Here is a 26,753-nt window from a genome sequence, read left to right as displayed (position 1 = left end):
TCTGGGTCGGGACCCTCCGCGCGGCGAGCGCCAGACCCACAAAGAGGAAGGGAGGGGTTCGGGGAGGGAATACTTTTCCCTCCCCGATCTTTCCTCTACGGCCGCATCCCATGCGCCCGCATCCCGGGCTCCAGCACCCGCTCCGCCAGCCCGGCGAAGTCGCACAGCAAGCGCCGTGTCTGCCGCGGGTCGATGATCTCCTCGACCCAGAAGGCCTCCGCCGTCCGCAGCGGGCTGCGCAGCGGCTGCAGCCGCGTCTCAATCGCCTCCAGCGTCGCCGAGCGATCCTCGGCGGCGTCGAGGTCGGCGCGGTATGCCGCCTCGATCCCGCCCTCGAGCGGCAGCGATCCCCAGCGCGCCGAGGGCCAGGCATGCCGCACCGAGAACCGGCTGGCCGGCTGGTGCACCACGCCGGCGACGCCGAAGGCATTACGGACGATGACCGTGCACCAGGGCACGGTGGACTGGTTCACCGCCGCCATGGCGCGGACGCCCCAGCGGATGGTGGCACGCTGCTCGGCCTCGAGCCCGATCATGAAGCCGGGGCAGTCCATGAGGTAGACGACCGGCAGGTGGAACGTCTCCGCGAGGTCGACGAAGCGGACCACCTTGGCGCAGGCATCGGCCGTCCAGGACCCGGCATAGAACATCGGGTCACCGGCCAGGACCGCCACCGGCAGCCCGTTCAGCCGCGCCAGGCAGGTGATGACGGAGCGGCCAAAATACCGCCCCATCTCGAAGACCGAGCCGCGGTCCATCACCCCCTCGATGATCGGCCGCATCCGATAGGGCTGGCGGATGTTGCGCGGGATGACGCTCAGCCAGCTTTCCTCGGTGCGGTTCGGGTCGTCCTCCGAGGGCAGGCGCTTCGGCAATCCCCAGACATGCCCGGGCAGGTAGGAGAGGAAGCGCCGGGCGGCGGCGAAGGCCTCCTCCTCCGAGTCCACGGCATGGTCGACGGCGCCGGCCTTGCACTGGATCTCCCAGCCCCCGAGCTCGGCCTTCGACAGGTTGTTGCCGAGCGCATTCACCACCGGCGGCCCGGCGACGAACATCGCCGAGGTCTCCTTCGTCATGACCGAGAAATGCGTCGCCGCCAGCCGTGCCGCGCCCAACCCGGCGACCGAGCCGAGCCCGAGCCCCACCACCGGCACGCGGGAGAGGTTGTCGCCGGTCAGGTGGTACATCGCCTGGCCGCCGATGCCGCCCGGCAGGTTGGCGCGGCCTGTTGTCTCGATGGTCTTGACCGAGCCGCCGCCGCCCGAGCCCTCGATGATGCGGATGATCGGCAGGTCGGAGGTCGGCCGCCATCCGCTCCGCCATGATGGGCTTCTCCTTGATGGTGGCGTCGGCGCTGCCGCCGCGGACGGTGAAGTCGTCCCCCACCACCACCACCGGCCGGCCGTCCACCAGGCCGCGACCCATGACGCAGTTGGAGGGGTGAACTCCACGAGCGTGCCGTCCGGCCCGTAGCTCGCCTTGCCGGCAATGGCGCCGACCTCGTGGAAGGAGCCGGGGTCGAGCATGGCATCGACCCGTTCCCGCACCGTCAGCCGGCCACCATCGTGCTGGCGCTTGACCTTGTCGGGCCCGCCACATCGCCTTCGCCATGGCCTGGCGGCGGGCGAGGTCGTCCAATTCGGGCTGCCAGCTCATTCGTTCCACTCCCATGCCTTGCCGGCATTCCAGCATGCGGTGGCGCCAGGCGGTAGCCGGGCCTATCTTCGCCCCAACCGCGGAGGACACCCCAATGCCCGATCCCACCATGGCTGCCCCGGAAGCCTGCATCGTCGGCTGGGCGCATACGCCCTTCGGCCGCGCCGAGGCGCCGGACATCGAGACGCTGCTGGCCCAGGTGGGCCGCGCCGCCATCGAGGATGCCGGGATATCCCCGGCCGATATCGATGCCGGCTTCGTCGGCGTCTTCGGCGAGGGCTTCACGAACCAGGGCTTCCCGAGCTCGCTGATCCTGCAATCGGTGCCCGAGCTGCGCTTCAAGCCGATCACCCGCTACGAGAATGCCTGCGCAACCGGCACCGCCGCGATCCACGGCGCGCTCGACTTCCTCGCCGCCAAGCGCGGCCGCTTCGCCCTGGTGCTGGGCGCCGAGAAGATGACCGCGACCCCCGGCGCCCAGGTTGGCGAGATCCTGCTGAACGCCAGCTACCGCAAGACCGAGCAGGACATCCAGGGCGGCTTCGCCGGCGTCTTCGGCCGCATCGCCGAGGCCTATTTCCAGCGGCATGGCGACCAGTCCGACGCGCTCGCCGCCATCGCCGCGAAGAATCACAAGAACGGCGTCGACAACCCTTACGCACAGATGCGCAAGGACCTCGGCTTTGCCTTCTGCCGCGCCGAGTCCGAGAAGAACCCCTTCGTCGCCCCGCCGCTGAAGCGGACCGATTGCAGCCTCGTCTCGGACGGCGCCGCGGCGCTGATCCTGACCGATGCCGAGACCGCGAAAGCGATGCAGAAGGCGGTCCGCTTCCGCGCTGCCGTGCAGGTCAACGATTTCCTGCCCATCGCCGCCCGCGACATCATCCGCTTCGAAGGCCCACAGCGCGCCTGGCAGCAGGCGCTGGACCAGGCCGGGCTTTCCGCTGTCACCGATCTCTCCTTTGTCGAGACGCATGACTGCTTCACCATCGCCGAGCTGCTGGAATACGAGGCGATGGGCCTGGCGAAGGAAGGGCAGGGCGCCCGCGCCATCCTCGACGGCGTCACCGCGGCCGATGGCAAGCTGCCGGTCAACCGCTCCGGCGGGCTGAAGTCGAAGGGCCACCCGATCGGCGCGACCGGCATCTCGATGCATGTGCTGACGGCAATGCAGCTGACCGGCACAGCGGGGGCGATGCAGCTGCCGAAGGCCGATATCGGCGGCATCTTCAACATGGGCGGCGCCGCCGTCGCCAACTACGTCTCGATTCTCCGAGCGCGCCTGAGGGGCAGGGAGGGCTTTGCCCTCCCTGAACCCACCCGCCGGTCTCAGCCGAGCCAGCTCAGCAGCAGGTCGATGACCTGCTCGGGCTGCTCCTGCTGCACCCAGTGGCCAGCGCCTTCCACCAGATGCACCCCCTGCATCCTGGTGCAGGCCAGCTCGCGCATGCGGCGCAGCGCGCCTGGCGTCTGCTCCACGCCCCAGTCGCTGCCGCCGGCGATGAAGATCGAGGGCACGTCGATGGTGCGGCCGGCGAAGACCTGCGCCTCCGCCTCGAACAGCCCAGTGGTGCGGCAGCGGTACCATTGCAGCCCGCCCTGGAAGCCGGTGCGGCCATACTCCTCGGCATAGACGGCCAGTTCGCTGTCGGGCAGCCATTGGCAGGCTGCGATCGCCGCGGCGTCCGGCATCTCCGGCGCCACCGTCTCGGCCATGCCCTTGCCCAGGTCCATGACATAGTAGGTCGGCAGCCTGGCCAATGATTCGGCGGTCCAGCCGGCAAGCGGGAAAGGCTTGTTGCCCGGCCAATCGGCGCTTTTCATGTGGTAGTAGGCGCGCAGGAAGGCATGGACTCCCCTGCGGGCTGCGCCACGTCTCCTCATTGGCGCCGCGCTCCGAATAGTACCATTGGTAGTGCTTGCGCGGCCGCTCCAGCGCCGCCAGCGCGGCGTGTACGTCCATGGCCGGGGCGCGCGGCGGCGCTTCCTCGGGCAGGGAAGGCGGGCCGGCGAAGGGCGCGCTCATCAGCGCCACGCGACGGAAGACGTCCGGCCGCACCAGCGCGCACCAGGCTGCGACCGGCGAGCCGAAATCATGCCCGATCACCGCCTCGACATGGCCGAGCCCGAGCGATGCCACCAGGCCGAGTTGGTCGCGCACCAGGTTGAGCATGCGGAAGGGCGAGAGATCAGCGTCGTAATCAGCATTCCAGCCCGTGGTGCGGCCATAGCCGCGCTGGTCCGGCGCAACCACGTGATAGCCGGCCTCTGCCAGGGCCGGCATGACCTTCCGCCAAGACCAGGCGAGTTCCGGGAAGCCGTGCAGCAGCAGCAGGCAGGGATTGCCGGGCTCGCCCGCCTCTAGCACATGCATGGTCAGGCCGTTGATGCCGGGGATCATTCGCGCGCGCATGCCCTCCGGCAGCACGGCATCGTCGAGGGGCGGCAGCTCGGACATCGTTTCCTCCGGTTTGCGTTATGCAAGGAGCCTAGCAGCCGCCGAAGGTCCGTGCGCCGCTACCCGGCGCTGCGGTCCCACAATTCGGCACCGTGTCGGCGGAATAGCCGGAGATGAAGTCCTGCGCCGCGCCGGTCACCGGGTCGAAGGCATGCCGCCGCACCGCGCCGATATTCCCGCCGTAGCAATGGATGCTGATACTCGGCGCATCGGCCAGGGCATTCTCCACCAGGTGGATGTCGGTGCTGTCGGGGCGGACCAGTGCCACCTCGCCTGGCCGCAGCCGGTCCCGTCGCCCGGGCTGCGGCGGCGTGCCGGGCGGGCCGAGGCGGTATTCGGTCGAGATCTCCTCGCCCCGCGTGCGCCACCAGCCCCCAGACTAAGTGGTCGTGAATCGGCGTGCGCTGTCCAGGGCCCCAGACGAAGCTGACGATGCTGAACCGCTCCGCCGGGTCGCAATGCAGCAGGAACTGGCGGTAGCGTGGCCCGGGCACGGCGCAGGCGTCAGGCAGCCAGTCATCCACCGCCACCAGGTCGCGCAGCAGTCCTGCGCCGGCTTCCTGCAGCACGTCCGCGCTCCCGCCGGCATCAGCCAGCCGGGTCATGCCCTGCACGAAGTCACGCAACCGGCCGATGTTTGCCATCTTCTTCCCCCGAGCGATTGCGAAGCAGCATGCCACGCGGCGCAAGCCGTACTCAATTGCGGAGACGCAAATGACCGAAGGGCCCGAGCTTCTCTTCTTCGCGGATGACGGCAGCATCCCGAACAACCCACGGCTGCCGGCGCTGCTGTTCCGCGCCGCGCTGCCGCCGGGCGACCCAACCGCCGCCGAGGCGCTATTCGCCGCGCATGGCTGGCCGCCGGCCTGGCGTAACGGCATCTACCCCTATCACCACTACCACCCGGACGCGCATGAGGCGCTGGCGATCGCCGCCGGGTGGGTGCGGGTGATGCTGGGCGGGGAGGGCGGCCAGGCGCTCGACCTTGCCGCCGGGGACGTGGTGGTGCTGCCTGCCGGGGTCGGCCACCGCAACCTCGGCGCCAGCGAGGACCTGCTGGTGGTCGGCGCCTATCCCGTCGGGCAGTCGCCCACGGAATACCGCGGCCGCCCCGGCGAGCACGACCGCGCCGTCCCGCAGATCACCGCCGTGCCGGACCCGGCGCGCGAGCCGGTGCGGGGCCGCGCCTGGCCGCTCTAGGCGCGCGCGCCGGAAAGTGACCCGATCGCGGCCGGCAGCGCCATGCGGCGCCCGGCGGGGCTGCTAGGCTCCCGCCGCTCGGGGGTGGCGAATGACGGGGGCGATGCGGCGCGGCCGGCGCGGGCCTGGCGGATGAATGCGGGAGCTCCTTGCCCTGCTGGCCTTCGGCATCGCCTTCGTCGCGGCCCTGGCCGGGCTGCGGCTGCGCGACCGACTGCCGGAGCACCACCTGGATGGCGAGATCGCGCGATGCGGTGAAGCTGGTGATGGGGCTGGTCGCCACCATGTCGGCGCTGGTGCTCGGCCTGCTGATCAGCGTGACGCAGACCGCCTACCGCACCCAGAGCGACGAGCTCGCCTTGCTGGCGGCCAACATCGTCGCGCTCGACCGGGTGCTGCTGCATTACGGGCCTGAGGCCGCGCCGCTGCGCGCGATGCTGCGGCAGGGCGTCGCCGAGGAAGCGCTGCATGTCCTCGAGCAGCGCAAGGCCGGGGGCGGCACCCGGGGGAGGCGATGCAGCCATTCCATGCGGCGCTGTGGCAGTTGCAGCCGGACAAGGATGCCCAACGCCTGGGCCTTGCCAGGGCGATCGAGTTGACTGTCGCGATCACCCGCACCCGCATGCTGTGGTGGTGGAGCAGCAGGTCAGCGCCCTGCCGGCGCCGTTCCTCGTCGTGCTGATCTTCTGGCTGGGGATGCTTTTCCTCGGCTTCGGGCTGATGACGCGGCTGAATGCCACGGTGGTGACCGCGATGCTGGTCGGCGCGCTGTCGGTCGGCGGGGCGATCTTCCTCATCGTCGAGCTCGACCGTCCTTATGACGGTCTGATGCGCATCTCGGACCGGCCGGTGCGGGCGGCGCTGACGGCCTTGCAGCCGTGATGGCGCATCGCGCCATCCGGTGACAGGCTGCGCCCGACAGGAAGGAGAGCGCCGCGATGACCGACGTTTTCGAGATCATGCACACCACCCGCGCGATGCGGCGGTTGAAGCCGGACCCGGTGCCGGACGAATTGGTGGTGCGCATCCTGCGCGCCGGCGCCTCCGCGGCGAATGGCGGCAACACCCAGAAGTGGCGCTTCCTGGTGCTGAAGGACCCGGCCCGGAAGCAGGCGGTGCAGCGCTGGTACAAGCGGGCCTATGACGAGGTGATCGGGCCGCGCTACGCCGGCAGCGCGCCGCCGCCCGGCATCGATGCGGCGCGCTACCATCGCCAGCACCAGGCGGTGGAATACCTGACCGACCACTATGCCGAGGCGCCGGTCTGGATCGTCGCCTGCCTGATGGAGGACAAGCCGATGCGCTGGTCCGGCGCCTCCATCTACCCGGCGGTGCAGAACATGCTGCTGGCGGCCCGCGCGCTCGGGCTCGGCTCCACGCTGACGACGCGGCACCTGATCTTCGAGGCGGAGTCGGAGGCGGCGCTCGGCCTGCCGCCTGGCGTCCACAGCTACGCGATCCTGCCGATCGGCTGGCCGATGGGGAATTTCGGCCCGGTCGGCCGCGGGCCGCTGGAGGAGATCACCTATCTCGACAATTGGGGCGAGACCTGGGAGGCGGCGCGGGGCGGCTGAGCGAAGCGGGGCCGGGGCCTGCGCCCCGGCCCGGTCCCCTCAGACCGCCTCGCCGACCAGCACGACGCGGCCGGTGATCTGGCCGTTCTTCAGCCGGTTCAGCACCGCGTCGGCGTTCTTCTGCGGCGTCAGCTCCACCGGGATGGCCGGAATCTGGCCCTTCTTGGCGATGCCGATCAGCGCGCGCAGCTCCTTCACGTCGCCGACATAGCTGCCCTGGATGGTGATGGCGCGGATCGGCATCAGTGGCAGCGGGATGTTCATCTCGCCGCCGAAGAGGCCGACCTGCACCAGCTTGCCGCCCTTGCGCAGCGCGTCGAAGGCGAAGCGGCTGGTCTGGGTGCCGTTCACCAGGTCGATGATGCCGGCGACCGGGCCGCCGCAGGTCTCGACGATGCGCTTGGCGGTGTCCTCGCCGGCGGCCAGCACCGTGTCGGTCGCGCCCTGCTGCTTCGCCGCGTCCAGCTTCTTCTGGTCAATGTCGACAATGCAGATGCGCTTGTGGCCGAGCGCCTTGAGGATGGCGATGGCGTTCAGCCCGAGCCCGCCGGCGCCGACCAGCACGATCGCCTCATTCGGGTCCATCGGCAGCAGCTTGTTGATCGCCGAATAGACCGTCACGCCGGAGCAGGCATAGGTCGCCGCCAGCGCCGGGTCGACGCCCTCGATGTCGACCAGGTGCTTCACATGCGTCGCCAGGACATGCGTGGCGTAGCCGCCGTTCCTGGTAGACGCCGAGGCTGCGCGGCGAGAGGCACATGTTCTCCTCGTCCCGCTGGCAGACTGCGCACTTGCCGCAGCCGACCCAGGGGTAGACCACGCGCAGGTCGCCGACCTTGCTGCCCTGGTTCGCCGCATCGGGGCCGAGCTTGACCACGCGGCCGACGATCTCGTGCCCCATCGCCAGCGGCAGCTTCACGCCGCGATCGGTCAGCCGCATCTTGCCGCGGGAGCCGAGGTCGTACTCGCCTTCCCAGATATGCAGGTCGGAATGACAGACGCCGGCATGCGTCACCTCGAGCAGGACCTCGGCGCCCTGCGGCTCCGGCGTCGGCATCTCGATTTCCTGCAGCGGCTTTCCGGTCTCGACGACGGCCCAGGCGCGCATGGTGTTCTCTCCCGTTGAATAAGGCCGCGCATGGGACATCCGGCCGGCCGCCGGGTCAAGGCATGCAGCCGCAACGCATCCTCGCCTCGCGCTTTATCGCCGCATCGAACGGAGGAGACATGGGCAATGAGCGAGTTCCTGTCGCGCCTGGGCGGTGCCGCGTTGAACGACATGAAGGGCACGCCGCTCGACCGCATCCTGAATCACCTGATGGGTGGGCAGCCCGGCGCTTCCGGGCTGCAGGCGCTGGTCGACCGGCTGCGCAACGCGGGACTTGGCGATCGAGTCGAGAGCTGGATCGCAACGGGCGAGAACCGGCCAGTCCAGCCGCAGGAACTCGACCGCGCCTTCCCCGGCCAGGAAGCCGATGCCATGGCGCATGAGGCGGGGATGGAACGCCCGGGCCTGCTCGCGCTGCTCAGCCAGGTGCTGCCGAAATTGGTGGATGCGATGACGCCGGAGGGGCAACTGCCGAAGCCGGGCGGGGATCCGTCGATCGGCGCGGTCCCTGGCAGCGCCGGCGGCATGGGCGCCGCGGGCGAGATGCCGCGCGGCGGTTCGGCGGCGGCCCCACTCGGCGGCGCGGGTGGCGGGGCGCTGCACCATGCCGGCCAGGGCGCGGGCGGCGAGGCGGGGATGCCCCGCTTCGGCACCGGGACGACCTCGGACGCGGCGGCCCCGGCCTCCGGCCTGCTCGGCCCGAAAGCCGGCGGGCCCGACCGGGAGGCCTAATCGACCTTGATGCCGCGCTCGCGCACCACCTGGCCCCACTCGGCCATCTGACCGTCGAGGAAAGCGGCGAAGGCCTCGGGGAGGAGGCGGCGATGTCCACCCCCTGGCCCTCCTCCAGCCGCTGCCGGGTCGCCGGATCGGCCAGCGCCGCGGCGAGCGCGGCATGGAAGCGCGCCAGCACCGGGCCCGGCAGGCCGGCCGGGCCCAGCATGCCCCAGAAGGCCTCCGCCGACACGCCGGGGAAACCGGCTTCGGCGAAGGTCGGCAGGTCGGGCAGCGCCGGCGAGCGCTTCGCACCGCTCTGCGCCAGCGCCCGCAGCCGCGTGCCGACCTGGCCGCCCAGCCCGACGCGGGAGGCGATGGCGAGGTCCACCTCGCCCGCGGCCGCCGCCGTCGCCAGCGGCCCGCCGCCGCGATAGGGCACGTGGATCAGCCGGAGACCGGCGGCCTGCTGCCAGACCTCCATGGTCAGGTGCGCCAGGCTGCCGGCGCCGACCGTGCCATAGGTCAGCGTGTCCGGCTTCGCGCGCGCCGCTGCGGCGACCTCCTCCAGGCTCCGCCAGGGGCGGCCGAGCGGCGTGGTCAGCAGCATGGGCGCGGTGGCCAGCAGCATTACCGGGGCGAAGTCGCGCCGGGCGTCGAAGCCGGCCTGGGGGTTCAGCGCATTGGTGGTGGCGAAGCTGTCGAAGACCAGCACCCAGGTCTGGCCGTCCGGAACCGCCCGCGCCGCCGCCGCGGTGCCGAGCGCCCCGGCGGCGCCCGAGCGGTTCTCGATCACCACCGGCACGCCGAGGCTGGCCTGCAGCGAGGGCACCAGCAGCCGGGCGATGGTGTCGACGCTGCCGCCGGGCGGGAAGGGGGCGATGATGCGGATCGGGCCGCTCGGCCAGGACTGGGCGAAGGCAGGCGTCGAGAAGAAGGCAAGCAACGAGCGGCGGTGCATCGGCGACATCCCAAAGATCGGGGAGAGAATATTCTCCCTGAGCCCTTCAGCTGTTTTCGTCAGTCTGGCTTGACCCCGTTCTCGCGGACGACCTTTCCCCAGGTCTCGATCTGCTGGGCCAGGAAGTCGCGGAACGTGGCGCCGTCGCGCGGGGCGAGGTCGATGCCCAAGACGTTCACCAGCCGCTCCTGCACCGCCGGTACCGCCATGGCCTTCCGCAGCGCCTCGGCGTAGCGGGCCTGGATCGCGGCCGGGGTGCCGGCCGGGGCCAGGGCGCCCCAGAAGGCCTCTGCCTCCACCGGGATGCCCATCTCCTTCAGCGTCGGTGCCTCCGGCCGGCCGGACCAGCGCTTCGGGCCGGTGCTGGCCAGCACCCGCAGGCTGCCGGCCTGGATCTGCTGCACGAAGATCGTGCCGGTGGCGGTGGGGAGGTCGACCTCGCCGGCGGCGGCGGCGACCGCCAGCGGCCCGCCGCCGCGATAGGGCACATGCACCAGGCCGACGCCGGCCGCCTTCTGCAGCAGCATCATGGTCAGGTGCGCGAGCGAACCGTTGGCGATGGTGCCGAAGGTCACCGTGTCCGGCTTGGCCTTCGCCGCCGCCAGCATCGAAGGGAAATCCCCCAGGGACGCCCCTTGGGCGTGGTGACCACCATCGGCGCGGTGCCGAAGAGCAGCACCGGCGCAAGGTCCTTCTGGGTGTCGTAGCCGAGGTTGGGAATCAGCGCCGGGTTCACCGCATGAGTGTCGAACACATGCAGGAAGGTCTGCCCGTCCGGCGCCGCCCGGGCCACCTGCGCCGCGCCCAGCGCGCCCGAGGCGCCCGCCCGGTTCTCGATCACGACCGGGGTGCCGAGTTCGGCTTGCAGGTGGGGCTGCACCAGCCGCGCCACGGCATCGACGCTGCCGCCAGGCGGGAAAGGGACGACGATGCGGATCGGGCCGTTCGGCCAGGCTTGCGCCCGGGCCTGGGCTGGCGCCGCGAGCAGCGCCCCGGCGGCAAGGATCTGGCGGCGGCTGGTTCCGGGCATGTCACGTCTCCTGCGCTGCGGCAGCACCTACGGTGCAACCACCGCGCGGACAAGCCCGATCATGAACGCATCAACCGGCGCGGGCGCCCTGGCCAGGGCCACCCGAGGCCTTGGCTGCCAGCAGCGCCCGGCGGATCTCGCCCTCGGCCTTTTCCAGCTCCTTCGTGGCGCTCGCCCGCTGCGCCTGGGCGTCCTGGGCGATGCGCAGGCTGTCCTCGATGGTCGCCACCAGCGAGGCATTGGCCTTCTTCACCGCCTCGATGTCGAAGACGCCGCGCTCCAGCTGGGTGCGGGCCTCGAGGTTGCCCTGGCGCAGGCGCTCGGCATTGCCGACCAGCAGGTCGTTGGTCAGGTCGGTCGCCTCCTTCAGCGTCCGCCCGGCCTCCCGCATGGTCTGGATCGCCAGCGCCTGGGCCAGCTGCTGCCGCCAGAGCGGCACGGTATTGGCGATGACGCTCTGGATCTTGGCGGCCAGCGCCTTGTCGTTCTCCTGGATCAGCCGGATCGAAGGCAGCGCCTGCATCGCCACCTGACGGGTCAGCCGCAGGTCGTGCACCCGCCGCTCCAGCTCGTCCCGCGCGCTGCGCAGGTCGCGCAGCCGCTGCGCCGCCACGCTGTCGCCGCCTTCGACCTCCCGCGCCATGGCGGGCACGGCTTCCTGGTCGACGCGGGTCAGCACGGTCTCGCCGGCGGCGATGTGGTCGCCGAGGGCGTGGAACCAGTCGAGCGTCGCGCGGTAGAGCCGCTCCAGCTTCTCGACGTCCTCGAGCAGCTTGGTGCGGTGGCCGTCGAGCCGGTCGCCGACCTCCTCGACCTGGCCCTTGATGGTCTCGTAGCGCTGCACGACCTTGGCGGTCTCGGCGCCGGCCTTGTTGAAGATGCGGGCGAAGAAACCGGGCTTCTCCGCCAGGCCTCGCATGTCGAAGCCGCGCAGCGTGCCGAGCAGGGTCGAGAGGGTGACGCCGGCCTCGCCCGCTTCGCGGTTGCGGGCGCCTTCCAGCATGGCGTCGGCTGCCAATGTCGCGCGGTTCTGCGCCTCCTGGCCGAAGCGCAGGATGCTGCCGGGATCGGCGATGTCGATCCGCGCGGCGAGGTCGCGCACCGCCGCCTCGCGCCCTTCAGGCACCTGTTCCAGCGCCGCCTGCAGCGCCTCGGGGGAGATGACCGGCAGCTTCGCGCCCGTCGTGGTTGCGGTGCCGCTCATCGGTAGCCCTCCTCGTGCAGGCGGTCCGCCAGGACCTTCACCTGGATCTCCAAAGCCTCGGTCTCTTCATGCTTCAGCCGGCCGCGTAGTTCCGTCGCGGTGCGGGTCAGCTCGTCCAGCAGCGGGGGCAGGTCGCCCGGCGCCTCGGCGCCGGCCTCCAGCCGCTGGACGATGCGCTCGACGCCGTCGAGATGGACGGTCAGGAACCGCCGCGCCATGGGCAGCCGGTCGGGCCGCGCGGTCAGGTCGTCCAGCACCCCCTCCATCGCGCTGGCCACGCCCTGCAGCCGCGGGTCGGCGAGCCGTGCCGCGACTGCCTCGATCCGGGCAAGCCGGGCGCGGCTTTCCTCGATCGGGCCGGGTGGCGCTGGGGGCGGCTCGGGCGGTGGCGGCGGCGCCGTCTCCGGCAGGGCGGTGTACATCAGCCGCGTGCCGAGCAGGGCTCCGCCGGCCATGACGAACGGGAAGATGGTGCCGAGACCGGCGGCGAAATGGGCCGCGAGCCCGGTGCCCACGGCGGTGATCCAGGCGGCGCGGTTGGCATCGCCCTGCCGGCCGCGCCGCAGCACCCGTGCCGCCAGCAGGCTGGCGCCGAAGCCGAGCGCCGAGCCGAGCACGATCTTCTCGTCGCCGCCGATCGCGGCGATCAGCCCGGCCGGCAGCAGGGGCGAGGCGAAGATAGGCAGCCCGTAGCCGCGCCAGCGGGCGCGCAGCCCGATCCAGCCATCGAGCAGGTCGCGCAGCATCAGTCGAACAGGCTGCCGAGGCTGTTGAACAAGGCAATGATGCCGGTGAGCCAGAGCGAGGCGGTCAGCAGCGCGCCGCCCCAGGCCCAGACCAGCGGGGTATGCAGCGCGGGCTGCGTGGGCGCCGGGGTGACCGACAGGGGTCGCGTTGCGCGTGTCCATGGCGCGGCGTTACATCGCGCCCGGCATGGCCCGGATCAATGGGCGGGCGCGTAACGGTACATGACAAGCGGGAGGGGTGTGCATGGACAAGGTCGCCGTGGTGGGGGCGGGGCTGATCGGCCGGGCCTGGTCGATGGTTTTTGCCCGCGCAGGGCTCTCCGTCTCGCTCTGGGACAAGGTGGACGGCGTCGCCGGGAGCGCCATGGCGCTGATCGCGGGCAGCCTGGCCGACCTGCAGGCCGCCGGGTTGGTGAAGGAGACCCCGGAGGCGATCCTTGCCCGCATCACCCCGGCCGCGACGCTCGCGGAATGCGTCGCCGGCGCCATCCACGTGCAGGAGAACGGGCCGGAGCGGCTTTCGCCCAAGCAGGAGTTGTTCGCCGAGCTCGACCGGCTCTGCCCGCCCGAGGTGGTGCTGGCCAGCAGTACCTCCGGCATCCCGGCCAGCGAGTTCACCGGCAACCTGCCGGGCCGCGGCCGCTGCCTCGTGGCGCACCCGGTGAACCCGCCCTACCTCGTGCCGCTGGTCGAGTTGGTCGGCGCGCCCTGGACCGACCCCGCGGTGATCACCCGCACCCGCGCGCTCATGGACCGCGTCGGCCAGGTGCCGGTGGTGGCCTTCAAGGAGACCACCGGCTTCGTGCTCAACCGGCTGCAGGCGGCGCTGGTGGCCGAGGCCTTCCGTATGGTGCGGGACGGGGTGATGTCGCCCGCCGACGTGGATGCCTGCGTCAAGGACGGGCTTGGCCTGCGCTGGTCCTTCATGGGACCTTTCGAGACAATCGACCTGAACGCCCCGGGCGGGGTCGAGGATTATGTCGGCCGCTTCGGCCCGCTGATGGGCGGCATCACCCATGAGCAGACGCCCTACGACTACGACGCGCCGACGGTGGAGGACGTGACCGCCGAGCGCCGCGCGGCGCTGCCGCTGGAGAAGATCCAGGAGCGCAGCGCCTGGCGCGACCGGCGGTTGATGGCGCTGGTGGCGCACAAGCGCGGGCAGCCCGGCTGGAGACGCTGGCGGCGGCGGCGCCCGGCGGCCTAGCATTCCTCCGAAGCCGAGGGAGCGAATGCCATGAAGGCCGAGATCGACGCCATCCTGCGCGGCGCGGTGGACCGCGGCGCGGTGCCGGGCATTGCCTTCGCCGCCGGCAATGCCGGCGGCACGTTGTACGAGGGCGCCTTCGGTCGCCGCGGCCTGGACCGGCCGACGGCGATGACCCCGGACACCGTGGTCTGGATCGCCTCCATGACCAAGGCGATCACCGCGACGGCGGCGCTGCGGCAGGTCGAGGCCGGCAGGCTCTCGCTCGACGGGCCGATCGGCGAGGTGCTGCCGGATCTGGCGCAGCCGCAGGTGCTGACGGGCTTCGCCCCGGAGGGCGGCGAGGCGATGCTGCGGCCGGCCCGCAAGAAGCTGACCCTGCGCCACCTGCTGACCCATACCAGCGGCTTCAGCTACGACATGTGGAACCCCGAGATCGGCGCCTACATGGTCGCGCGCGAGGTCCCCGGCATCATCGGCTGCCAGCGCAAGGCGCTGACCACGCCACTGGTGGCGGAGCCGGGCGAGCGCTGGGAATACGGCATCGGCATCGACTGGGCCGGTCTGGCGGTGGAGAAGGTGACGGGACGGCGGCTGGCCGAGGTGCTGGCAGACGACGTGCTCGGCCCGCTCGGCATGAAGGACACCGCCTTTCGGATCGGCGCGGACCAGCGCGAACGCCTCGCCTCCATGCACGCCAAGGCGCCGGATGGCACGCTTTCCGCGATCCCCTTCGAGGTGCCGCAGGACCCCGAATTCCACATGGGCGGCGGCGGGCTCTACGGCACCGTCACCGACTACCTCCGCTTTTGCCGGATGTGGCTGAATGCCGGCACGCTGGACGGTGCCCGCATCCTGTCGCCGGAGACGGTGCGCGAGGCCATGCGCGACCAGATCGCGCCGCTCGAGGTCACGCCGATGAAGTCCGCCATCCCGGCCTCGACCCATGACGTCAAGCTCTTCCCCGGCATGCGGAAGGGCTGGGGCCTGTCCTTCCTGATCAACGAGGAGGAGGTGCCTGGCGGCCGCGCCGCCGGCAGCCTGGCCTGGGCCGGGCTGGCGAACACCTATTACTGGATCGACCCGAAGCGTGACCGCGCCGGGGTGATCGCCACGCAGATCCTGCCCTTTGCCGACCCGGCGGCGCTGGCCGCCTTCGAGGCGGCGGAGCGGGCGGTCTACGCCGGCCTGACGTGAAGGAAGCAAGTCCGGGGAGAAGGTATTCTCCCCGGACCCCTCATCTATTTTTCTGGGTTGGCACCCTCCGCGTGGCAGCACCCGACTCACCGAAAGCAAAGCTGGGGTCCAGGGAGGAAATGTTTTCCCCCCCAGCCTTATTTCCGGTCGCTCCGCGGATCCAGCGCATCGCGCAGCCCGTCGCCCACCAGGTTGAAGGCCAGCACCACCAGGAAGATCGCCAGGCCCGGGAAGACCGCCAGCCATGGCGCCTGGATCAGGAAACGCTGTGCCGCGTTCAGCATGCTGCCCCAGCTCGGCGCCGGCGGCTGCTGGCCGAGGCCGAGGAAGGAAAGCGAGGCCTCGGCGATGATCGCTTCCGCGATGGCGAGCGTCGCCTGCACCAGCAGCGGCGGGACGATGTTCGGCAGCACATGCACCAGGCCGAGCCGCCAGGGCGGGTTGCCCAGCGCGCGCGCCGCCTCCACCCAATCGGTCGCCCGCGCCTCCATCGCCATGCCGCGGGCGAGGCGGACGAAGACCGGCGCGGCGGTGATGGCGATCGCCAGCATGGCGTTCTCGAGCGCCGGGCCGAGGAAGGCCGCCAGCGCGATCGCCAGGATCAGGAAGGGCACCGACAGCATCGCATCGGCGATGCGCGAGATGATCGTGTCGGTCCAGCCGCCCGCCAGCCCCGCCAGCAGCCCGACCGGTACCCCGATCACCAGCGCCACCAGCACCGAGACGACGCCGGCCAGCATCGAGGCGCGCGCGCCGAACAGGACGCGCGACAGCACGTCGCGCCCATTCTCGTCGGTGCCGAACCAGTGTGCGGCGGAGGGCGCCTTCCGGATCGCGCTCCAGGAGGTCGCCAGCGGGTCGGCCGGCGCCAGCAGCGGCGCGGCGATGGCGGCGGCGATGAACAGGACGATCACCAACAGGCCGAAGACCGCCAGCCGATGCCGCAGGAATCGGGCGAGGGCACGGCGAAGCGGCGATTCACCGCGCAGCGCCGGGGCCGCCGCGGTCGCGCTCATGCCGTCCTCAGCCGCGGATTGACCGCCATGTAGAGCAGATCGGCGACGAGGCTGAGCGAGACGAAGATCAGCGCGGTCGCCAGCACCACGCCCTGCACCACGGGGTAGTCGCGGTTGAACACCGCATCGACGATCAGCTTGCCGAAGCCGGGAATGGTGAAGATCTGCTCGGTCAGCACCGCGCCGGCCAGCAGCCGGCCGAATTCGATCGTGCCTAGCGTGACAACGGGGATCAGCGCGTTGCGCAGCGCGTGCTTCACCACCACCACGCGTTCCGCGAGGCCCTTGGCGCGGGCGGTGCGGACATAGTCCTGGGACAGCGCGGTGAGCATCGCCGCCCGTGTGTGCCGCATGAGCACGCCGGCGATGGCATTGCCCAGCACGAAGGCCGGCATGATGGTGGTGGCGAGCGACTGCCATGGGTCCTCGGTCAGCGGCACGTAGCCCGAGGGCGGCAGCCAGCCGAGTTGCACGCTGAATAGCAGGATCAGCATGATGCCGAGCCAGAAATTCGGCGTGGAGATGCCGGCCAGGGCAATGCCGTTCGCCGCCCAGTCCACCGCGGTGTCGCGCCGCACCGCCGAGACGATGCCGGCCGGCACGCCGATCAGCACGGCGATCAGGAAGGCCATGCTGGCGAGCTGGAAGGTGACCGGCAGCTTGGCCAGGATCAGCGCGCCGACCGGTTCGCGGATGCGCCAGGAATAGCCGAAATCGCCGACCAGCACGCGGCCGAGCCAGGCGAGGTATTGCTGCGGCAAGGGCTGGTCGAGCCGCAGCTCGGCCCTGATCTGGGCCAGCACCTGCGGGTCGCCGCGCTCCTCACCGGCCAGGATCAGCGCCGGGTCGCCCGGCATCAGTTGCTGCAGCCCGAAGATCAGGATGGAAAGGATCAGCAGGGTCGGCAACACTTGGCCGAGCCGCTTGAGGAGCCAGAGTCCCACGTGCCTCAGCCCTGCGCGGCGCGGGCCGCGTCCTGCGACGCGGCAAGCGCCGCATCCCGCTCCCGCACCCGCTGCGCCGCGGGGCGGGCGGTGACGCGCGCGGAATAGGCCGTGGATTCCGGCAGCTTCGGCACCACGCCGAACATTATCGTCCAGGCCAGCGCGCCGCCCCAGAGCACGTCGGCCGCGGTGAAGCGCTCGCCCAGCAGCCAGGGGCCGGGTGCGAGCTGCGCACGCAACGCCTCCATCACCGTGTCGTAGCTGCCATAGGGGCTCATGCGTGGATCGACCTCCGGGCGGCCGGAGGCGCGGTCGACGACGGCCGGCTCGAAGCTGCCGGCGTAGAAGGCCATCCAGCGGAGATAGGGGCCACGCAGCGGATCGCCGACCGGCGGCGCCAGCCCGGCCGCGGGAAAACGGTCGGCCAGATGCAGGAAGACCGCCACCTGCTCGGTCACCAACGCGCCGTCGTCGAGGATCGCCGGCACCTTGCCCATGGGATTGACCGCAAGATAGGCCGGCTGGCGGTTCTCGCCGGCTTTCATGTCGAGCACCTGCAGCGCGTAGGGCGCACCCAGTTCCTCCAGCAGCACCAGCGTGCCGGAGGAACGCGTGTTGGGCGAATGGTAGAGGGTGATCTGCGGCACGGGTCGCCTTCCTATTGCAGCTTCAGGCCCTGCGGCCGGATCAGCCCGTCCGGCACCGGCTGGAATCCGGTCAGCTTCGTCGTGTGGGCGACGATATTCTTGGCGTGCCACAGGTAGATCCGGCTGCGGTCCTGTCGCAGCGCGATCTGCCAGACCTGGGCATAGAGCGCGCGGCGCTTGGCTACGTCCTGCTCCACCCGCGCCGCGTCCAGCAGCTTGTCGACCTCAGGGTTGGAATACTTGCCGTCGTTTTGCGCGCCGTTGCTGTGGATGAAGGTCCAGGTGTTGCCGTCCGGATCGACCCGGCCGGACCAGCCGATCAGGTAGGTCTCGAACTCACCCCGGTTGGCTGCCTGGAGGGAGGAAGCGAATTCCATCGCGCTCAGCTTCAGCTCGAAGCCTGCCTCCTTTACCATGGCCTGGATCACCTCGCCGACTTGGCGCAGGTCGGGGCTGTTCGGGATGGTCATCTCGAGCGGCACCGGCAGGGTGACGCCAGCCTGCTTCAGCAGCGCCTTCGCAGTGTCGAGGTCGCGCGGCTGCGGCTTGAAATCCTTCACGTGAAAGGGGAGGAGGGCGGGACCGGCTGCGCCGTGACCGTCCAGGCGCCCTCGTAGACCACCTGGTTGATGGCGTCGCGGTCGATCGCCAGCTCGAAGGCGGCGCGGACGCGGGCATCCTTGGCGAAAGGCGTGTTGGCGCGCGGGCCATTGGCCAGGTTCAGCGTGATGCTCTGATAGCCGAGCCCGTCATAGGCCACGACCTTGAGCTTTGGGTTCTTCTGCACCGTCTTGATGTCGTCCGGCTCGATCGTCTGCACCATCTCGAGCGCGCCGGATTGCAGGTTGGCGAGGCGGACGGTGTTGTCCGGGATCGGCTGGTAGGTGATGCGCGGGATGTGGATCGCCTGGGCGTTCCAGTAGCCGGGGAAGCGCTCGACCACGATGCGGTCCTGGGCGACGCGCTCGACGAAGCGGTAGGGGCCGGCGCAGACCGGCTTGGTGCCGAAGTTGCGCCCTGCCGCCTCGGCCGCCTTGGGCGAGACGATCATGCCGGCGCGGTCGGTCAGCTGCGACAGGAAGGGAGAGGAGGGCTCCTTCAGCCGGATGCGGACCGTCTTCGGGTCCACCACCTCGACCGATTCCATGGTGTTGATCTCGCCGCGGCGGAAGCTGCCCTGCAGGGTGAGGTGGCGGTTCAGCGAGTAGCGGACCGCCTCGGCATCCATCGGCTCGCCGTCGTGGAACTTCACCTCGTCGCGCAGGGTGATCAGCAGCGTCTTCGGATCCTCCCAGCGATAGCCGGTGGCCAGCTGCGGGACGATCTCCAGCTTCTCGTTGATGTCGAAGAGCTTGTCGCAGAGCGAGGCGAAGACGATGCGGCCGACGAAGGTCCGGGCCAGGGTCGGGTCGAGGATGTCGGGATCCTCGCGCAGGCCGATGCGCAAGGTCTGGGCCTGGGCGGCGCCGGTGAGCGAGGCGCGGCGATGGCCGCGATTGCGGTCTGGCGGATCATGCATGCACCCCGGTGGTGTCTGGTTGCGGCGCGGGCGCGCCGAAATAGGCCTGCAGCCGGCGCAGCCGGTCGCCGCCGGCATTGCGCTCGTGCAGCGCCGCGGCGGGTGGCAGGCGGTCCTGCAGGTGGCAAGCCGCGAGATGGGTGCTGCCTGCGAGGGGCGGCACATGCTCGCGGCACACGGCTTCCGCGAAGGGACAGCGCGTGTGGAACCTGCAGCCGGCGGGCGGGGCGATCGGGCTGGGCGGGTCGCCCTCGATCGGCGCCGCGCGCGCGCCATGGCCCGGCACCGCGGCCAGCAGCGCCCTGGTATAGGGATGCCGCGGCGCGCCGAAGACCTGCGCCGCCGGCCCGGCCTCGACGATGGTGCCGAGATACATCACCGCCACCCGGTCGGCGATGTGGCGCACCACGCCGAGGTCGTGGCTGATCAGCACGAAGGTCAGGCCGAGGTCGCGGATCAGGTCCTGCAGCAGGTTCACCACCTGCGCCTGGACCGAGACGTCGAGCGCCGAGACCGGCTCATCGCCGATGATCAGCTTCGGCCCGCTGGCAAGCGCCCGGGCGATGGCGATGCGCTGCCTCTGGCCGCCGCTGAACTCGTGCGGCCAGCGCCGCGCCGCCTCCGGCCGCAGCCCGACCCGTTCAAGCAGCTCGGCCACCCGCGCCCGCTCCGCCCCGCGCGGCACGACCCGGTGCAGCCTCAGCGGTTCGGCGACCGCATCCTCCACCGTCATGCGCGGGTCGAGGCTGGCGAAGGGGTCCTGGAAGATCAGCTGCATGTCGCGCCGGCGTGCCCGCAGCGCCCGGGCCGAGAGCGCCCGCAAATCCTCCCCCATGAAGCGCACCGCGCCGCGATCCGGCTCGATCAGCCGCAGCGCCAGGCGGCCGAGGGTGGACTTGCCGCAGCCGCTCTCCCCGACGATCGCCAGCACGCTGCCCTGCGGCACCGAAAGCGAGACGCCGTCCACCGCGCGCACCGCGCCGCGCGCGCGGCCCAGCGCATCGCGCACCGGAAAATGCCTCGCCAGATCGTCGAGCTCGAGCAGCCCGCTCATGCCGCCAGCACCTGGTCCAGCGGCGCGCGCCAGCAGGCGGCGGCATGCCCGGGCCCCACCTCGGCCAAAGGCGGCTGCGCATCGCAATCCTCCCCGGCGAAGGGGCAGCGCGGGGCGAAGCGGCAGCCGGGCGGCGGGGAGCGCAGGTCGGGGACGGTGCCCTCGATGCTGGCGAGGCGGCCGGCGCCGCCCTCGATCGAGGGCACCGCGCCGAGCAGGCCAACGGTATAGGGATGCTCCGGCCGGGCGAAGATCGCCGCCGCCGGCGCCGCCTCGGCGATGCGGCCGGCATACATCACCGCGACCTGGTCGGCATGGTCGGCGACCACGCCGAGGTCGTGGGTGATGAGCACCACCGCCGTCCCGGTCTCCCGCTTCAGCTCGTCCAGCAGCGACAGGATCTGCGCCTGCACGGTGACGTCGAGCGCCGTCGTCGGCTCGTCGCAGATCAGCAGCCGCGGCCGGCAGGCCAGCGCCATGGCGATCATCACCCGCTGCCGCATGCCGCCCGAGAGCTGGTGCGGATACTGCGCCGCGCGCCGCGCTGCCTCGGGGATGCGGACGCGGGCCAGCATCTCCACCGCCCGGTCCATCGCGGCGCGGGGCGAGAGGCGCTCGTGCAGCCGCAGCGCCTCCGCCACCTGCTCCCCGGCGGTGAAGGCGGGGTTGAGGCTGGTCATCGGCTCCTGGAACACCATCGCCAGGTCGCGGCCGCGGCGGCCGGCCCAGGGATCGCCGGCTTGGCCGAGCAACTCCTCCCCCAGCAGCCGGATGGCGCCGCCGAGCCGGACGCCGCGCGGCAGCAGCCCCATGACCGCCAGCGCCGTCACCGACTTCCCGCAGCCGCTCTCGCCGACGATCGCCAGGGTCTGCCCCGCGGCGACGCTGAAGTTGACGCCGTCCACCGCCCGCAGCGGGCCGCGGTCCGTGGCGAATTCGACGCTCAAGCCGAGCACCTCGAGGACGGGCGCCGTCATTTGCGGGTCGCGGCCAGGATCGCCGCGTCGATCACCGCGCGGTCGAAGACGCCGGGATGGTCCCGGCCGGGCAGGAAGCGGCGGAGATGGACGAAGCGCGCCTGCGCCACCGCATGCAGGCGGCGCAGCTCCGCCAGCGGGTCCGGGTGGTCGTCCGCCCGTATGTCGAGATCGGGGTAGGGGTCGAAGCTTGCCACCTGCAGCGCCGCCGACTGCCTGCCGCGCTTGTCGCCGCCGGCCGCTTCGCCGGCCTCCAGCGCCGCGATCAGCCGCAGCGCCATCGGCTGGTCGGCATGGGCGCGGTAAGCCTCAAGGGTCGCCTCCACCACCTGCGGCCCGGCGAGCATGTTGCCGGCGACCGAGACATCCTCGGCGGCGACTCCGCCGCACCAGGGGATGCAGGCGGTGCCGGTATGCCGGGCCATGCGGCCATCGGCCGCGAGGATATGGAGCTGCCGGTGGTCGCGCCCGGCATCCGCCGCGAGGAGGGCGTCGCGCACCGCATCCGGTGCGTCTCCGGCGCGCAGGCGGGCGAGGCCGTCCGGGGCAAACATCGGATTGACCAGCGCCTGGGTGGCGACGGCGCCAAGCGCGCCTTCCACGCGGGGGCAGATGGCGCCGACGGCGAAGAAGCGGGTCGCCACCGCGACGCCGAGCTCACCCGTGCGCGGGTCGCGTGCCAGGATCGACCAGGTCATGGCGGGAGCCTGCCACGCCCGGCTGCCGACGCAAGGGGAGGCGAGGGCCGGAATCGGTCGCCCGCGCCGGGATCTGCCCTCAGCGGTGGCGGTGTGGCGCAGCCTTGCGCAGAGGCGTCAGGCCCTGGGGCCGGTAGGCCACCGCCTGACCGCCGAAGCCGGCCCCGACCGGCATCTCGGCCAGCTGCTCGAAGCGCAGGCTGCGCTGCACCGGCGTGGCGGAGGCATAGACCGGAGCGTTGTCGTCGATCGGGCGGTTGTAGATGAAGCCATAGGTCGGATAGGTGCGGCCATAGGCCACGTCGTCATGGCCGACCTGCACCCGCACCGCGGTCCAGTCGTTGTTGTCGGAGACGTCGACCACGCTGACATTGTGCATGACCGAACCCTTGCGGATGCCGGGGCCGCCCCAGTTGGCATGGTCGATCAGCACCTGGCGTTCGTTGAGCACGCGGCTGACCACGGCGACATGGCCGCGGGACATGCCGCCGGTGCTGCGGAACGCCATGACCGAGCCCGGCTCCGGCTGGTTGCCCCGGCGATAGGTGCCGGCGGCGTTGTACCACCAGTCGCCGCCATTGCCGGAGATGGCCATGCCGGTGACGCTCCGGGCATAGGGCACGCAGGAGATGCCGCCGCTCCAGCCCGAGACGGTGGCATAGCGACGGGGCGCGGCGTGGCGGCCACTGCGGTTGCCGCCCGCCCGGTGGGCGCCCGCCTTGTAGGCCATGGTCCGGTAGGACTGCCCCGCATGCGGGGCCTTGTGGGCATGGCCCCGCTGCGCCTGGGTGGGATTAGGGGCGGTGCCGGTATCCTGCCTGCCCCGGGCGGCTTCGGCCTCGGTCGCCGTGGCGACGCCGCCCAGCAGGGCGCAAACAGCCAGAGTCGTCCCAGTGACGCGCATGAAGCCCAGCCCCCTTGTAGCCCCCTGACGTCCCGTCCGACCCGGCCAGGGCACCTTGTCTGTGCGCTGGAACACGGTATCCGGAGGCACGTCCTGAAATCTTGGGTAACAAGGCGCAGGTAAACGGGACAACCCGCCGCGGCGCAACCAGTTGGACTATCGTCTGATTCGCTGAATCGTGAGCCGCTTACTGGTCTGTGAACGGAACTTCGTCCTAGATCCTTCGAGGATCGGAGCCCATGCAACAGTGTGGTGGCAGAGATTGCAACGCCTGCGGGGCTGAATGGAAGTGGCCGGACCCGGCACCGCGATTCGAGCGGGGCCGGCGAGCGGGCTCGCCGGCCCTGGATGGCAGCCCGGCCGGTCAGCGGCAGGCGGTGATCATGATCTCGACCAGGTGGCGCGGGTCGGCCATCTCGGCCTGCACGCAGGCACGCGCCGGGCGGCCGTCATCGCCCAGCCACTTCACCCAGACCTTGTTCATGGCGTCGCGGTCGGTGATGCGCTTCAGCCAGATCTGCGCGGTCAGCAGCCGGGTCTTGTCGGTGCCGTTGTTCTCGAGCGCGGCGTCGATCTTGGCGATGACCTCCTCGGTCTGGCCGGTGATGTCCTTGCTGAGGTCGTCGGCGGTGATGCCGGCCAGATAGACGAAATGTGGTACTCGACCGAGGTCGAGAGGATCTGGTTGCTGCCCTGGCGGGTGATCTTGGACATCGGCGGTCCCTCTCCGTTGCGGAAGGGCGGTTCTAGACCGGAAGGCCGGGGACGTCATCGGGGCGGAAGCGCAATGCGGCGGCGGCACGGCGCCGATCGGGCGGCGGCGGGCCGGACCGCCGCCCGTCGCCGCCTCAGGCCACCGCGTAGCTGCTGCCGGAGGCCGCGGCGCCGATCATCGTCTCGAAGACCGAGACTCCATGGATGGCCTGATCCAGCGGCAGCGGATAGGCCTGGCCGCCGGCCGCCGCCGCGGCGAAGGCGGCAAGCTCCGCCGCCTCGATATCAACCTTGGGGTAGTCACGGATCCAGGCCTCGCCCTCGCCGGGAACCGGCACGAAGACCAGCTGCTGCTGGCCGCGCATCTCGAGCGATCCCTTGGTGCCGTAGAGCGCGACGCGCCAGGTCTGCGGCGCCAGCGACAGGGTGGCGAAGGTGCAGGTCGCGCCGCTCGCGAACCGCGCCAGCATCGCCGTGGTGTCGTCCACATGCGGCGAGACCCGGCGCAGCGACTGCACCGTGACCTCGGCGAAGGGACCCATCAGGCAGATCAGCATGTCGACCATGTGGATCCCCATGCCGCCCATGCCGCCGAGCGGGCTCTCCTCGCGGTCGGCACGCCACATGCCCTCCTTCCAGGCGGCGGCGGCGGGGCCGCTGATATGCCCCTCGGCATGCAGCACGGTGCCGAGCGCACCCTGGGCCAACAGCCGCTGCATGTCCGTGGTCGCCGGCAGGAAGCGACGGTTGTGGCCGAGCGCGAGGACGACGCCCGCCGTCCGGCAGGCGGCGACCGCCGCCTCGGCACTGGCCTTCGACAGGGTGAAGGGCTTCTCGACGAAGACATGCTTGCCGAGGTGCGCCGCGGCGATGACCTGCTCGGCATGCTGCCTGTGCGGCGTCGCCAGCACGATCGCTTCCACCTCGGGGTCGGCCAGCACCGCGTCGAAGCTGTCATGCAGGCGGATGCCCTGCTCGGCCGCCCAGTCGCGCGCCTTGGCCGGCGTCCCGGTGCAGCCGGCGACGAAGCGGATGCCCGCATCGTTCTTCCGCTGCACGCTCTCGACCAGCACGCGGCCCCAGCGGCCCATGCCCACGATCCCGGCCTTCAACATGGCGGTGGTGTCCCCCGACTCATCCGCCCGAGGGTAGCCGCCGCACCGCCCGCTGGGCAGCCCCGCCGGGGCTAGAATCCCGCCCGTAGCCGAGCCCGCGCACTGCATCCCGCGCCGGAGTGTCTCCGTCCGGCGACAGCACCTTCTGCGCCAGCAGCAGGTACAGGTCCCGCTGCAGGTCCTGCACCGGACCGAGCCCGCCCGGCAGGCGTTCCCGCAGCTCCTGCGGGATCAGCCGTTCGAGCAGCCGCAGCAGCGCCCGGGCGCGCGGGTCGTCAGGCCTGCTGGCCAGCTCGGCGCGACCCTCTGCCGTCGCATAGTCGTAGAATTCCAGCTCCATGCTGCCGGGAAGGATCTCGGTCGAGAGCTCGGCCCATTTGGCATAGGTGCCGAGCTTGGCCTCGTCGGTCCTGATGCCGACGATATGGGTTGGCGCGTCGTTGAAGTTCAGCCGTGCGGGAAGGAGCTCGTCCGTCGCCAGCAGGACATAGGGCCGGCCGGGCGCCGCGGCGGATTTCAGCATCGGCAGCATGTCGTGCCGCTTGGCGTAGATCCGCCCCAGCCGGCCGCGCAGCCAGTCGCTGCTGCCGTTGTGGCCGAGGCTGACCAGCATCGGCGTGAAGTCGACCGAGGAGGTGAGCCCGGTGCGGATGGCGTGGATGTCGCCGGTGAAACGGTGGGTCGGGTCCACCACGATCAGCGGCACGTGGTAGGCTTCCTCGTAGCAGCTGAGCAGCTTGCCCGCGACATAGCCGTGCGCCCCGGCATATTCGCCGTGGTCGGAGGCGAAGACGATCACGGTGTTCTCCGCCACCGCCTTCGGCAGCGCGGCCAGTACCTCGCCGATCCGCTGGTCGACGATGCCCATGATGTTGGCGTAGCTGTTGAGCGCGCGCTGCCAGTACGCATAGGGCGCGACGCCGAGGCCGAGGCCGCCAACCCCGGGATAGGGTTGCGCGGTGAAGCCGGTCTGGGCCGGATCCTGCGCAATGTCGCCCCAGACCGCCGCCTGCGCCGTGCGCCCGAAGAGCTGGGTAGAGGGCTTGTTGGCCTGCAGCGTCGCCGCGCTTTCCCAGTTCGGCGGCAAGGCCGGGAAGCCGAGATCGGGCACCGTCTTCAGCGGGTTGTCGTCCCAGGAGACCAGCGGCGGGTCGTCGGGCGTCGAGTATTCGATCACCGGCTGCAGCGCGGGGTCGGTGAAGAGCGCGTTGTAGGTCTGGGATTCCGTTCCCGCCCAGAAGAACTGCTGGTCGTGCGGATTGACGAAGCTGACCGTGCAGCACCAGGGCTGCTCGTCCGGCCTACGGGCGGCGAGCCAGCCGACCGCCGTGTCGGCGATATCCTGGTCGTTCCTGTAGCCGTTCTTCTCGTCGCCGACGGTTCCCTGCAGGTTGAAGCCGGTCGGGTCGGGCGAGACCAGCCCGTCGAAGCCATAGACGTCGAGCTTGCCCATGTCGAAGGACAGGTGCCACTTGCCGATATAGGGGGTCTGGTAGCCGGCCTGCCGCAGCAGCCGGCCATAGGTCGGGAAGGCCGGGTTCAGGATCGGCGTCGGGCTGACCGAGCCCGGCGTGTTGGTCAGGGTCACGCAGACCCAGCTCTGCTGGCTGTAGAGCCCGGTGACGAGCACCCCGCGCGAGGGCGTGCAGGCCGAGGCGGCGGTATAGTGGCTGCCGAACTTCACGCCCTTGCGCCACAGCCCGTGCAGGTTCGGCATGAAGCGGGCGAGGAACCCGTCCACGTCGTCGATCCCGGCCGGGAAAACCGAGGGGAAGCGCAACTCGTCGACCAGGATGAAAAGGATATTGGGCTGCGGCCCGGGCTCCGGTGCCCTGGCGCTGGCCTCGGCGGCGCCGGCCAGGGCGCCGGTGGCGGCGATGCCGGCAGAGCGAAGGAAATCGCGGCGTTCCATGGCTTTTGCCTCCCATGCGCCGGACCCCTCGGGCCCGGGTGATCCGCCCGCTTGCCGCCGCCTCGACCGGTTCCGCCTGTCTGCCGGCGGATGGTTCCGCGGCGCTGCATGGTGCAAAACAAATTATGTTGCAACGACGATAGGGCGCGGCTCCGCGCCAGCGCCAGAAAGGATTGTCCGGCCCAGCGTCACGCTTCC

At 71.1% G+C, this 26,753-nt stretch carries 25 protein-coding genes and 4 pseudogenes; 8 read left to right on the top strand and 21 right to left on the bottom strand.

Annotated features, from left to right (window positions below; all coding sequences use genetic code 11):
* Positions 1–95: 95 nt before the first annotated feature.
* Positions 96–1,547, bottom strand: a complete 1,452-nt coding sequence (locus ACQ86J_RS00935; protein WP_431269659.1) for a carboxyl transferase domain-containing protein — start codon at positions 1,545–1,547, stop codon at positions 96–98.
* Positions 1,548–1,750: 203 nt separating this feature from the next.
* Between ACQ86J_RS00935 and ACQ86J_RS00930 the strand changes: the two genes are divergently transcribed.
* The gene (locus ACQ86J_RS00930; RefSeq protein WP_431269658.1) at positions 1,751–3,289 is read left to right on the top strand and encodes an acetyl-CoA acetyltransferase; all 1,539 of its coding nucleotides are present in this window, start codon (positions 1,751–1,753) and stop codon (positions 3,287–3,289) included.
* A 285-nt stretch (positions 3,290–3,574) separates the two neighbouring features.
* Here the strand turns inward: ACQ86J_RS00930 and ACQ86J_RS00925 are convergent.
* Both ACQ86J_RS00925 and ACQ86J_RS00920 read right to left on the bottom strand, forming a co-directional pair.
* Positions 3,575–3,940 (bottom strand): annotated as a pseudogene (locus tag ACQ86J_RS00925) (alpha/beta fold hydrolase); the annotation flags it as partial.
* Between the two features lie 205 nt (positions 3,941–4,145).
* Positions 4,146–4,382 (bottom strand): hypothetical protein, encoded by a 237-nt coding sequence (locus tag ACQ86J_RS00920; protein ID WP_431269657.1) that lies wholly within the window; start codon positions 4,380–4,382, stop codon positions 4,146–4,148.
* A 446-nt stretch (positions 4,383–4,828) separates the two neighbouring features.
* On the opposite strand from ACQ86J_RS00920, the gene ACQ86J_RS00915 reads away from it, so the two are divergent.
* The 4 genes from ACQ86J_RS00915 (at position 4,829) to ACQ86J_RS00900 (ending at position 6,888) form a co-directional block, all read left to right on the top strand.
* A complete protein-coding gene (locus tag ACQ86J_RS00915) occupies positions 4,829–5,314 on the top strand; it encodes a cupin domain-containing protein (protein ID WP_431269656.1) in 486 nt (161 codons plus the stop codon).
* A 233-nt stretch (positions 5,315–5,547) separates the two neighbouring features.
* A complete protein-coding gene (locus ACQ86J_RS00910) occupies positions 5,548–5,913 on the top strand; it encodes a hypothetical protein (RefSeq protein ID WP_431269655.1) in 366 nt (121 codons plus the stop codon).
* Between the two features lie 31 nt (positions 5,914–5,944).
* Complete coding sequence (locus ACQ86J_RS00905) at positions 5,945–6,196, top strand: hypothetical protein (protein ID WP_431269654.1); 252 nt, start codon at positions 5,945–5,947, stop codon at positions 6,194–6,196.
* Between the two features lie 56 nt (positions 6,197–6,252).
* Positions 6,253–6,888 carry a nitroreductase family protein gene (locus tag ACQ86J_RS00900; RefSeq protein ID WP_431269653.1) on the top strand — a complete coding sequence of 212 codons (636 nt, stop codon included), beginning with the start codon at positions 6,253–6,255 and terminating at the stop codon, positions 6,886–6,888.
* A gap of 39 nt (positions 6,889–6,927) precedes the next feature.
* Here the strand turns inward: ACQ86J_RS00900 and ACQ86J_RS00895 are convergent, their stop codons facing one another.
* Complete coding sequence (locus tag ACQ86J_RS00895) at positions 6,928–7,575, bottom strand: zinc-binding dehydrogenase (protein ID WP_431269652.1); 648 nt, start codon at positions 7,573–7,575, stop codon at positions 6,928–6,930.
* Positions 7,460–7,996 carry an alcohol dehydrogenase catalytic domain-containing protein gene (locus ACQ86J_RS00890; protein ID WP_431269651.1) on the bottom strand — a complete coding sequence of 179 codons (537 nt, stop codon included), beginning with the start codon at positions 7,994–7,996 and terminating at the stop codon, positions 7,460–7,462. Before ACQ86J_RS00890 ends, ACQ86J_RS00895 begins: the two co-directional genes overlap by 116 nt.
* A gap of 30 nt (positions 7,997–8,026) precedes the next feature.
* Here ACQ86J_RS00890 and ACQ86J_RS00885 point away from each other — a divergent pair.
* Positions 8,027–8,413, top strand: a pseudogene (locus tag ACQ86J_RS00885) (YidB family protein); the annotation flags it as partial.
* 1 nt (position 8,414) lies between these two features.
* Here ACQ86J_RS00885 and ACQ86J_RS00880 read toward each other — a convergent pair.
* From ACQ86J_RS00880 to ACQ86J_RS00860, 5 genes are all read right to left on the bottom strand, one after another.
* Positions 8,415–9,671, bottom strand: a complete 1,257-nt coding sequence (locus ACQ86J_RS00880) for a tripartite tricarboxylate transporter substrate-binding protein (protein WP_431269650.1) — start codon at positions 9,669–9,671, stop codon at positions 8,415–8,417.
* Positions 9,672–9,730: 59 nt separating this feature from the next.
* Positions 9,731–10,279 carry a Bug family tripartite tricarboxylate transporter substrate binding protein gene (locus ACQ86J_RS00875; RefSeq protein ID WP_431269649.1) on the bottom strand — a complete coding sequence of 183 codons (549 nt, stop codon included), beginning with the start codon at positions 10,277–10,279 and terminating at the stop codon, positions 9,731–9,733.
* Entirely contained in the window at positions 10,243–10,701 is a 459-nt protein-coding gene (locus ACQ86J_RS00870) for a tripartite tricarboxylate transporter substrate-binding protein (RefSeq protein WP_431269648.1), read from the bottom strand. Before ACQ86J_RS00870 ends, ACQ86J_RS00875 begins: the two co-directional genes overlap by 37 nt.
* A gap of 70 nt (positions 10,702–10,771) precedes the next feature.
* The gene (locus tag ACQ86J_RS00865; protein WP_431269647.1) at positions 10,772–11,905 is read right to left on the bottom strand and encodes a toxic anion resistance protein; all 1,134 of its coding nucleotides are present in this window, start codon (positions 11,903–11,905) and stop codon (positions 10,772–10,774) included.
* Positions 11,902–12,651: a hypothetical protein gene (locus ACQ86J_RS00860; RefSeq protein ID WP_431269646.1), complete on the bottom strand. Its 750-nt coding sequence runs from the start codon at positions 12,649–12,651 to the stop codon at positions 11,902–11,904. Before ACQ86J_RS00860 ends, ACQ86J_RS00865 begins: the two co-directional genes overlap by 4 nt.
* Before the next feature lie 244 nt (positions 12,652–12,895).
* Here ACQ86J_RS00860 and ACQ86J_RS00855 point away from each other — a divergent pair, with 244 nt between their 5' ends.
* Both ACQ86J_RS00855 and ACQ86J_RS00850 read left to right on the top strand, forming a co-directional pair.
* Positions 12,896–13,858 carry a 3-hydroxyacyl-CoA dehydrogenase gene (locus ACQ86J_RS00855; RefSeq protein WP_431269645.1) on the top strand — a complete coding sequence of 321 codons (963 nt, stop codon included), beginning with the start codon at positions 12,896–12,898 and terminating at the stop codon, positions 13,856–13,858.
* A 30-nt stretch (positions 13,859–13,888) separates the two neighbouring features.
* Positions 13,889–15,055 (top strand): serine hydrolase domain-containing protein, encoded by a 1,167-nt coding sequence (locus ACQ86J_RS00850; protein WP_431269644.1) that lies wholly within the window; start codon positions 13,889–13,891, stop codon positions 15,053–15,055.
* A gap of 137 nt (positions 15,056–15,192) precedes the next feature.
* On the opposite strand, the gene ACQ86J_RS00845 is transcribed toward ACQ86J_RS00850, so the two are convergent.
* The 11 genes and pseudogenes from ACQ86J_RS00845 to ACQ86J_RS00795 all read right to left on the bottom strand — a co-directional run bounded on the left by ACQ86J_RS00845 (position 15,193) and on the right by ACQ86J_RS00795 (position 26,555).
* The gene (locus tag ACQ86J_RS00845; protein ID WP_431269643.1) at positions 15,193–16,071 is read right to left on the bottom strand and encodes an ABC transporter permease; all 879 of its coding nucleotides are present in this window, start codon (positions 16,069–16,071) and stop codon (positions 15,193–15,195) included.
* A complete protein-coding gene (locus ACQ86J_RS00840) occupies positions 16,068–17,015 on the bottom strand; it encodes an ABC transporter permease (protein WP_431269642.1) in 948 nt (315 codons plus the stop codon). Before ACQ86J_RS00840 ends, ACQ86J_RS00845 begins: the two co-directional genes overlap by 4 nt.
* Positions 17,016–17,020: 5 nt before the next feature.
* Positions 17,021–17,662 (bottom strand): glutathione S-transferase family protein, encoded by a 642-nt coding sequence (locus ACQ86J_RS00835; RefSeq protein WP_431269641.1) that lies wholly within the window; start codon positions 17,660–17,662, stop codon positions 17,021–17,023.
* An 11-nt stretch (positions 17,663–17,673) separates the two neighbouring features.
* A pseudogene (locus ACQ86J_RS00830) lies at positions 17,674–19,181 on the bottom strand (ABC transporter substrate-binding protein).
* Positions 19,174–20,235: an ABC transporter ATP-binding protein gene (locus tag ACQ86J_RS00825; protein ID WP_431269640.1), complete on the bottom strand. Its 1,062-nt coding sequence runs from the start codon at positions 20,233–20,235 to the stop codon at positions 19,174–19,176. The pseudogene ACQ86J_RS00830 and the gene ACQ86J_RS00825 overlap by 8 nt, the downstream one beginning before the upstream one ends.
* Entirely contained in the window at positions 20,232–21,212 is a 981-nt protein-coding gene (locus tag ACQ86J_RS00820) for an ABC transporter ATP-binding protein (RefSeq protein ID WP_431269639.1), read from the bottom strand. The genes ACQ86J_RS00825 and ACQ86J_RS00820 overlap by 4 nt, the downstream gene beginning before the upstream one ends.
* Positions 21,209–21,910, bottom strand: a complete 702-nt coding sequence (locus tag ACQ86J_RS00815; RefSeq protein WP_431269638.1) for a DUF1028 domain-containing protein — start codon at positions 21,908–21,910, stop codon at positions 21,209–21,211. Before ACQ86J_RS00815 ends, ACQ86J_RS00820 begins: the two co-directional genes overlap by 4 nt.
* 79 nt (positions 21,911–21,989) lie before the next feature.
* A complete protein-coding gene (locus tag ACQ86J_RS00810) occupies positions 21,990–22,889 on the bottom strand; it encodes a CHAP domain-containing protein (protein ID WP_431269637.1) in 900 nt (299 codons plus the stop codon).
* Between the two features lie 289 nt (positions 22,890–23,178).
* A pseudogene (locus tag ACQ86J_RS00805) lies at positions 23,179–23,528 on the bottom strand (RidA family protein).
* A gap of 134 nt (positions 23,529–23,662) precedes the next feature.
* A complete protein-coding gene (locus ACQ86J_RS00800) occupies positions 23,663–24,619 on the bottom strand; it encodes a Gfo/Idh/MocA family protein (protein ID WP_431269636.1) in 957 nt (318 codons plus the stop codon).
* Between the two features lie 43 nt (positions 24,620–24,662).
* Positions 24,663–26,555 (bottom strand): sulfatase-like hydrolase/transferase, encoded by a 1,893-nt coding sequence (locus ACQ86J_RS00795; RefSeq protein ID WP_431269635.1) that lies wholly within the window; start codon positions 26,553–26,555, stop codon positions 24,663–24,665.
* Between the last annotated feature and the right edge of the window lie 198 nt (positions 26,556–26,753).

Source organism: Dankookia sp. P2 (genome assembly GCF_050632255.1).
Classification (GTDB): Bacteria; Pseudomonadota; Alphaproteobacteria; order Acetobacterales; family Acetobacteraceae; genus Paracraurococcus.
Note: the sequence above shows the minus strand (reverse complement) of the source record. Positions and strands in the feature narration are given on the sequence as shown.